The sequence below is a fragment of the Sporomusa sp. genome (assembly GCF_057736855.1).
Map to the genome: position 1 here is coordinate 1 of NZ_JBYKYF010000172.1, position 6,480 is coordinate 6,480.

The 6,480-nt window shown below is 41.8% G+C and carries 6 protein-coding genes; 2 read left to right on the forward strand and 4 right to left on the reverse strand.

What is annotated here, in order from left to right; all coding sequences use genetic code 11:
• Positions 1–886, forward strand: an 886-nt coding sequence (gene dsrB, locus AC29Z1_RS11505) for a dissimilatory-type sulfite reductase subunit beta (RefSeq protein WP_488271603.1), incomplete at its 5' end; no start/stop codon positions are given.
• Positions 887–1,049: 163 nt separating this feature from the next.
• Here the strand turns inward: dsrB and AC29Z1_RS11510 are convergent.
• The 4 genes from AC29Z1_RS11510 to AC29Z1_RS11525 form a co-directional block, all read right to left on the reverse strand.
• The gene (locus AC29Z1_RS11510; protein WP_488271604.1) at positions 1,050–1,634 is read right to left on the reverse strand and encodes a helix-turn-helix domain-containing protein; all 585 of its coding nucleotides are present in this window, start codon (positions 1,632–1,634) and stop codon (positions 1,050–1,052) included.
• Between the two features lie 249 nt (positions 1,635–1,883).
• The gene (locus AC29Z1_RS11515) at positions 1,884–3,854 is read right to left on the reverse strand and encodes a methyl-accepting chemotaxis protein (protein WP_488271605.1); all 1,971 of its coding nucleotides are present in this window, start codon (positions 3,852–3,854) and stop codon (positions 1,884–1,886) included.
• Between the two features lie 242 nt (positions 3,855–4,096).
• Positions 4,097–4,357, reverse strand: coding sequence for a hypothetical protein (locus tag AC29Z1_RS11520; protein ID WP_488271606.1), 261 nt, complete (start codon positions 4,355–4,357; stop codon positions 4,097–4,099).
• A gap of 227 nt (positions 4,358–4,584) precedes the next feature.
• Positions 4,585–5,694, reverse strand: coding sequence for a Coenzyme F420 hydrogenase/dehydrogenase, beta subunit C-terminal domain (locus tag AC29Z1_RS11525; RefSeq protein WP_488271607.1), 1,110 nt, complete (start codon positions 5,692–5,694; stop codon positions 4,585–4,587).
• Between the two features lie 215 nt (positions 5,695–5,909).
• Here AC29Z1_RS11525 and AC29Z1_RS11530 point away from each other — a divergent pair.
• Positions 5,910–6,480, forward strand: a 571-nt coding sequence (locus AC29Z1_RS11530) for a LysR family transcriptional regulator (RefSeq protein ID WP_488271608.1), incomplete at its 3' end; no start/stop codon positions are given.

Below are 6,480 nucleotides of genomic sequence, written 5' to 3' on the forward strand. Positions count from 1 at the left end.
CAGTGAGTTTATCCGAGATATTTGTGACATAGCTGAAAAGTATTGTGATGGGTTTTTACGTTTTACCACCAGAAATAATGTCGAGTTTTTGGTATCTGACGAGAGCAAATTGCAGCCTTTGTTGGATGAGCTGGATGCGAAGGACTATATCATTGGCGGGGTTGGTCTTTCGATTAGTAATGTGGTTCATACTCAGGGCTGGATTCATTGTAAGTGTGCTGTTACGGACGCATCGGGGATTACCAAAAGTATCATGGACGAAATGGTGGACTATTTTACGGGGAAGAAACAGGTACCAGCAAAACTGCGGATTGCGGTGTCCTGCTGTATAAACATGTGTGGTGCTAGCTACAATGCAGATATTGGTATTGTTGGCATTCATCGCAATATTCCTGTTGTTGATGATGAATTAGCTGCTAAAATTTGTGATGTTCCTGCCACGTTGGCTGCTTGTCCGGTCGGCGCCATGCGTCCAAAACCGCATGCCAACAGTGTGCAAATTAATCCTAATCGATGTATAAAGTGCGGCAAATGTACCTTTGTCTGCCCGGCCATTACGATCATGGATCCAATTAATGACGGCGTATCCATCTGGGTTGGCGGCAAGGTGGCAAATGCACGTACTGCCCCGATGTACTCCCGCTTGGCTATTCCGTTTATTAAAAATAATCCGCCGCGGTGGCCGGAAGTTACTGATGCAGTTAAGCATCTGGTAGAAGTTTGGGCCGCCAATGCCAGAGAGGGTGAACGTATGGGGGAATGGATTGGCCGAATTGGTTGGGAGAAGTTCTTTAAGTTGACGGATTTGCCATTTACCGACAAACACATTGATACCTCTACTCATGCAACCACTACCTTTAGATCAACTACGCAATTCAAGTTCTAGAAATAGTGGGCATATGTAACATCTGGCTATGGTGATAGGCGGATCTGATATCTTTATGTCTATGCCGGAGAATGGTTATATATAAGGACAGGCCACCACCCTGGATATCAGCGGTGGTGGCCTCATTTTACAAAATTCTTGTTGTTATGACCTTGTCCTTTGGCTATATCAGTTGAACAAATAGCCCATGATTTGAACAATAAAAGTATAGCTTACCATGTCCTATTTTATGAAAGCGAATTTGCATATTCCACTCAGGATATTGCTTCACCATAAAGGCTTTATCCCCGGTAACATAAGCAACAAATGAGATATAATGCTCCTTAGTCATCGGGTGGGATGAAGTAACATACAGTTGATCTTCGACAGGTTCGATACTTAATAGATGATTATTGTTTGCTTTTGCTGCAATGAGTGGGGCCATTTTTTTGCCGCAACATGAAACATTGGCTTGGCCAGTTGCTGTTATGATATTGTTGCACTGTGGGCAGACGTAAAAGGCTAATTTTTTCATATTTCCTCCAATAGTTTCATTATACTTCAGTTGACCGGATAGGATTTCTTCAATATTAACGCCAAGTATTTGGGAAAGTTCTGGGAGTAATGACACATCCGGACAGCCAAGGCCGCGCTCCCACTTGCTGATTGTTTTGTCACTGATGTTCATTAAATCTGCTAACTGCTTTTGCGTCATGGCCTTTTCTTTGCGCAGATTATAGATGAGTTTGCCGATGTTATCGCAGTTCATTGGTATCACCCCCGAACTAAGTGTAGAGTGTAAACAAATTATTATCAATAAACGAACCGTAGAGAACACTTGTGTTTAACATAGTATGGGTTTTGCTATATATACCAATTCCATAAGAATTAAATGATTGGTTTAAACTCAGTTACCAACATGTTTTGCCAAAATGCTGTTTAGTTTTAATTCCAATACGAAATAACAACCCGGCCCATGGCCGGGTTGTTACTGACTAGAGAATGGTCGCTAAAGTATTTACATTTTAAACTGCTGGACAGCGTTTTGAAGATTTTCTGCCAAATGAGTGAGTGATTGACTTGCAGATGCAATCTCTTGCAGTGATGCTGACTGTTCTTCTATGGCAGCAGAAATATTTTGTGCTTGACTGGCAATCTCTTTGCTAATTGTATCAACTTCTTTGGTTGCTGTAAGTACTTGTACGCTGGCATCGACTGTTTTGCTTAATGCTGATGCAACTCCTAACGTAATTTCTGCTACCTGTTTAACATGGAGCTCAATTTCCTCAAAAGCCGTTCCTGCGATACGAACTACTTCTGTTCCTTTACCAACTTCGTTTTTGCCGTTTGACATGGCAGCAACAGCTTGTTCGGTTTTCATTTGAATATCGGCTATCAGTTCAGAAATATGCTTGGCTTCTTCCTGGGACTGTTCAGCAAGTTTACGTACTTCTTCCGCTACGACCGCGAAACCTCGGCCCTGTTCTCCTGCCCTGGCAGCTTCGATAGCTGCGTTTAGAGCAAGTAAGTTAGTCTGACCGGCTATTCCGGCAATCGTATCTACAATGAGCCCGATTTCTTTGGAACGGGTACTTAAGTCGGCGATAACTTCTGCGGAGTCAGCAACCGTATCCTGAATTCTGTTCATTTGCATGATGGCGTTTTTAACAGCGTTATTGCCTGCGGTAGTGGCGTTTACTGCCTGCTGAGTAATGTCTGCTGCATATTCGGTGGCTTTGGCACTTTCTTGCGAGCTATTAGCAATTTCTTCGACCAACGAAAGCACATGAGCTACGCCGTGCGTTTGCCTTTCAATCCCCTCGGCAGTAACGGTGATGGAAGCGGCAACTTGATTGGATGCTTGGGCTGATTGCTCGGCGTTAGCATTCAAATGTTCAGCCGATGTAGTGACTTGTGCCGTAGCTTCAGAAACTTGTTTCATTAGTTTTCGTAAGTTTGTTGTCATTTGCTCAAAACTTTTTGCCAAATGCCCAATTTCATCTTTGGACTTGATGTTGAGAGCCGAAACCATGAGGTTTCCTGCAGCAATTTGCGCAGCTTCTTGCACCATATCTTCCAATGGCCGCAATGTCTTTAACAGATAACGCCAGGCAATGAAGCCCACAACAATAATGCCGATGATGAGGCCTGTCAGCATCCATAACATACTAGTATAAAAACCAGCCTGGAATTCACTAATTGGTAAAGAGACTATGGCGAACCATTCGGTATTTTTTATCGGAAGAGCTAAAGCTAGTGATTTTCTTCCCGCTAAATCAGTGTAGTTGATAAGACGCTCCGGTTGCTCTTTTAAGCGGGCCATAAATTCATCTGATACTTTGTTGCCTGATTGGACTAATTCTCTATAAGTATGTGCTATCAATGTACCATCTTGGGAAATAATGGCAGCTACACCTGTTGAGCCAACCTTAATATCATCCAGAAAGCTTTGGAGTGTTTCGAGATTAATCGCTTGAAGGATCATCCCGCGCATCTTGCCATCATCGCCTTTTACCGGCTGAGTGACTACGATCGATGGGACTTTTGTTACTCGGTTAATGATAACATCACTGATATGCGACTGTTGGTCTGCCATGGTATCCTTAAAAAATTTACGATCAGATAAATTATCGCCAATTACTTTAGCATCATAAGGCGCAATGGCGATTCGTTTGCCGGTTGTATCAAGAAAATTTAGCCGATCGATCCCCCAGGCAACAGCAAAATATGTATTAATTCGGGCTTGGATTCTTGCTGGGTCTCCCGATAGGAATTCGCTGTCCATACTGTACACGTTTCCGCTCTTAGCAAATGAATCTAATAAATCACTTACTTGGACTGCGAGCTGTCTGGCTTGATTATTCATTGTGACTTCGGTATTATTTAATGTCTGTTGATATAAGACATACATACCGGAACCGGCGATAATCATGCCTACGATCAAGAGTGAGGTTATTAGTAATGCAATAGTTTTAGTCTTAATTGTCATTGCTTCCTCCCGATAATTAAAAAGATCGGTAAACTCGTTATGGGATTGAGTTTATCGATCTACATATCAATACTAAAAATATACAATAAATAAAAAATATTGTCAATTAAAAACTATTTACTATTGGATGTAGGAGTAGAAGTTGGTATCGCTATTGCAGTGCCGGGAAAAGTACCAGATGGATGTTTGGCTAAGAGACGGGGTGTACTATCGGTTTGGTAGTCTATAGTGAGTACTTTGAGCTATAAGCTAATAGACCGGATATGCCGTTTGGCCGATGGCGTCAGTAGGTTAAATGACAACAGGGTAATCGTAGTTGGCCAATACTGCGGCCAGAGCAGTAAATACAGATAGGAAAAGACATTCGCCTTTGGCAATTGCGATAGCAGCCTGAAACAGGCTGTTGCCAGTCTTAGGGAGTGTTTAGAACCAAGCTTGGTGGCTACATGGGCAAGAGTATGCAGTTTCTTACTGGATAACAAAATTAGCAGTATTCTCAACATGGTCTGCAAGACTCCTTCCTAGCAGTGAATAGTATACAAAGCTATTGAAGAAAATTCGCTGTTTTATACTAATATCCTACTCATTTGCGCTTGGTAGGTTGTGGAATTTTTATCATTAAATTTTTATGAAAAACAGAGACTCATCGGCTGATAGATGAGTCTCCTGGAATGATTTAACTCATGTCTGTGTAAATGAAACATGCGTGAGAATAAGAGGGTTGTTTTGTTTATTTTGTATATTTTTCCATGACATAGACAAAGCCGTTGTTATAATAGTCCTCCCAGAATTGACTGCGATGATCCGGAAACTTGACAGGTTCGCTCAGACGCTGCTGCTCGGCCAGACATTCTGCTGCCGGTCTTTCTATATATTCAAGATCATGTTTAGCCTGTTCGAACAGCCTCTGGCCTTTGGCAGAATTTATTAATATTAATGAGACGCCTTTGCTATCCATAAATTCCGGCATATATTTTTCAATTCCCCAATAATCAGCAATCGTAATATCAGATGGGCGCCGGATATCTGTAAATCTACATTGGGAGCAGGCGGGACGCATGATGGTACGGACAGAGAAAAACAAGGTATAAAAGTCGTCGACAAAATACGGTTTGGGGCTGTTACTTGTTGTAAACATAAAGTTTTTGTTGCTATTAGGACGATTCCATTCAAAAATCTTGCTACGGAATTGGACAGTCTCGATTTTGCCTCCATATTTATTTTCTAAGTAACGAAGATATTCTTGCCAAATGAGCGGACTGGGAATGCCATAGCAGATGATGTCACAGACATACAGATGTTTTGCATAGGGCTTATCGCCGATAAAGCTGCGTAATCCGGCAGTTTGGCAAGGTGTTCCGGTGAATAACACGGGTGTTCCATGACTTAGGTTATTTTTAATATCTGCAAAAGTATCTTGCAGATCGCTTTGCACATATTTAGAAATCTTAAAGCGATCACGCTCTTGGGCATTGCAGGCTTTTTTATGGCATACCTTGAAGTTTTCTGCAAAATCAACGCCATAGACTACGCCCTTTTGTTTAAGTATATAATCTGAGAGGGCAGTAAATGCACCGCCGGAGGTACTGGTCATTTTTACCTCATCAGCTTTATGTTTGGCAGCATATACCTTCGAAAAAGGAGCTTCTTTGGTATTCCCTTCTTTTACAATCGGACAAACCTGAATACATTGCTCACAGTCAACACACAAATCCTGATTTATGACCGGATATAAAAAGCCTTCCTTATCCGGTGCCATGGTAATGGCATTGGCAGGACAGATTTGATGACAGGCACTGCAGCCGCAGCAATTTTCCTTTTTGGTAAATACAGAGTTCATGAACTACCTCCCAAATGTTATGTAGGTATGTGGTTATGTCATATGTATAGTGTGAAAAAGCCTCTGTTGTTTTCACTTTGTGAAGCAAATTCACTGCATTTCCGGCAAATATTTTATTTTTCGAACTATTGGCATTATAACACGATAACAGGTATGATAAAATTATTTAAAATATATGCATTATATATCTAAAAGATATAGTGTGGGGTGCAGGTATGGATATCCGGGATATGAGGAACTTTTATGCGATTGTTGAGGAAGGAAATATTAGTAATGCGGCTAAACGGCTGAATATTGCCCAACCACCGCTTAGTAAACAGATGAAACAATTAGAAGAAAAACTTGGGGTGCAATTATTTGAACGTGGCAGCCGTAGAATCAGGCTTACCGAAGCTGGCTGGCTATTACGGGAGCGGGTGGAACAAATATTAGGACTGGTGGATGGTACGATTAAAGAAATTATGGAATTGAATCGTGAGTTATCAGGTACTCTTTCCATTGGTACGGTGACGACTTCGGGAGCCACGTTGCTGCCAAATTTATTGCAGGAATTTCAACGCTTATATCCTAATGTTACCTTTCAATTATGGGAAGGTGATGGGTACCGGATTTTAGAATTATTGGATAATCGGGTGATTGAAATAGGTATCATCCGAGCCCCTTTTAATTCGGAAATCTATGAGTCAATCATACTGCCGGACGAACCGCTGGTGATTGCGATGAAACGGGATGGATGCCAGTGTGGTGGAGAGGGCGATACCATCCGTTTGGCTGAACTGGCTAATC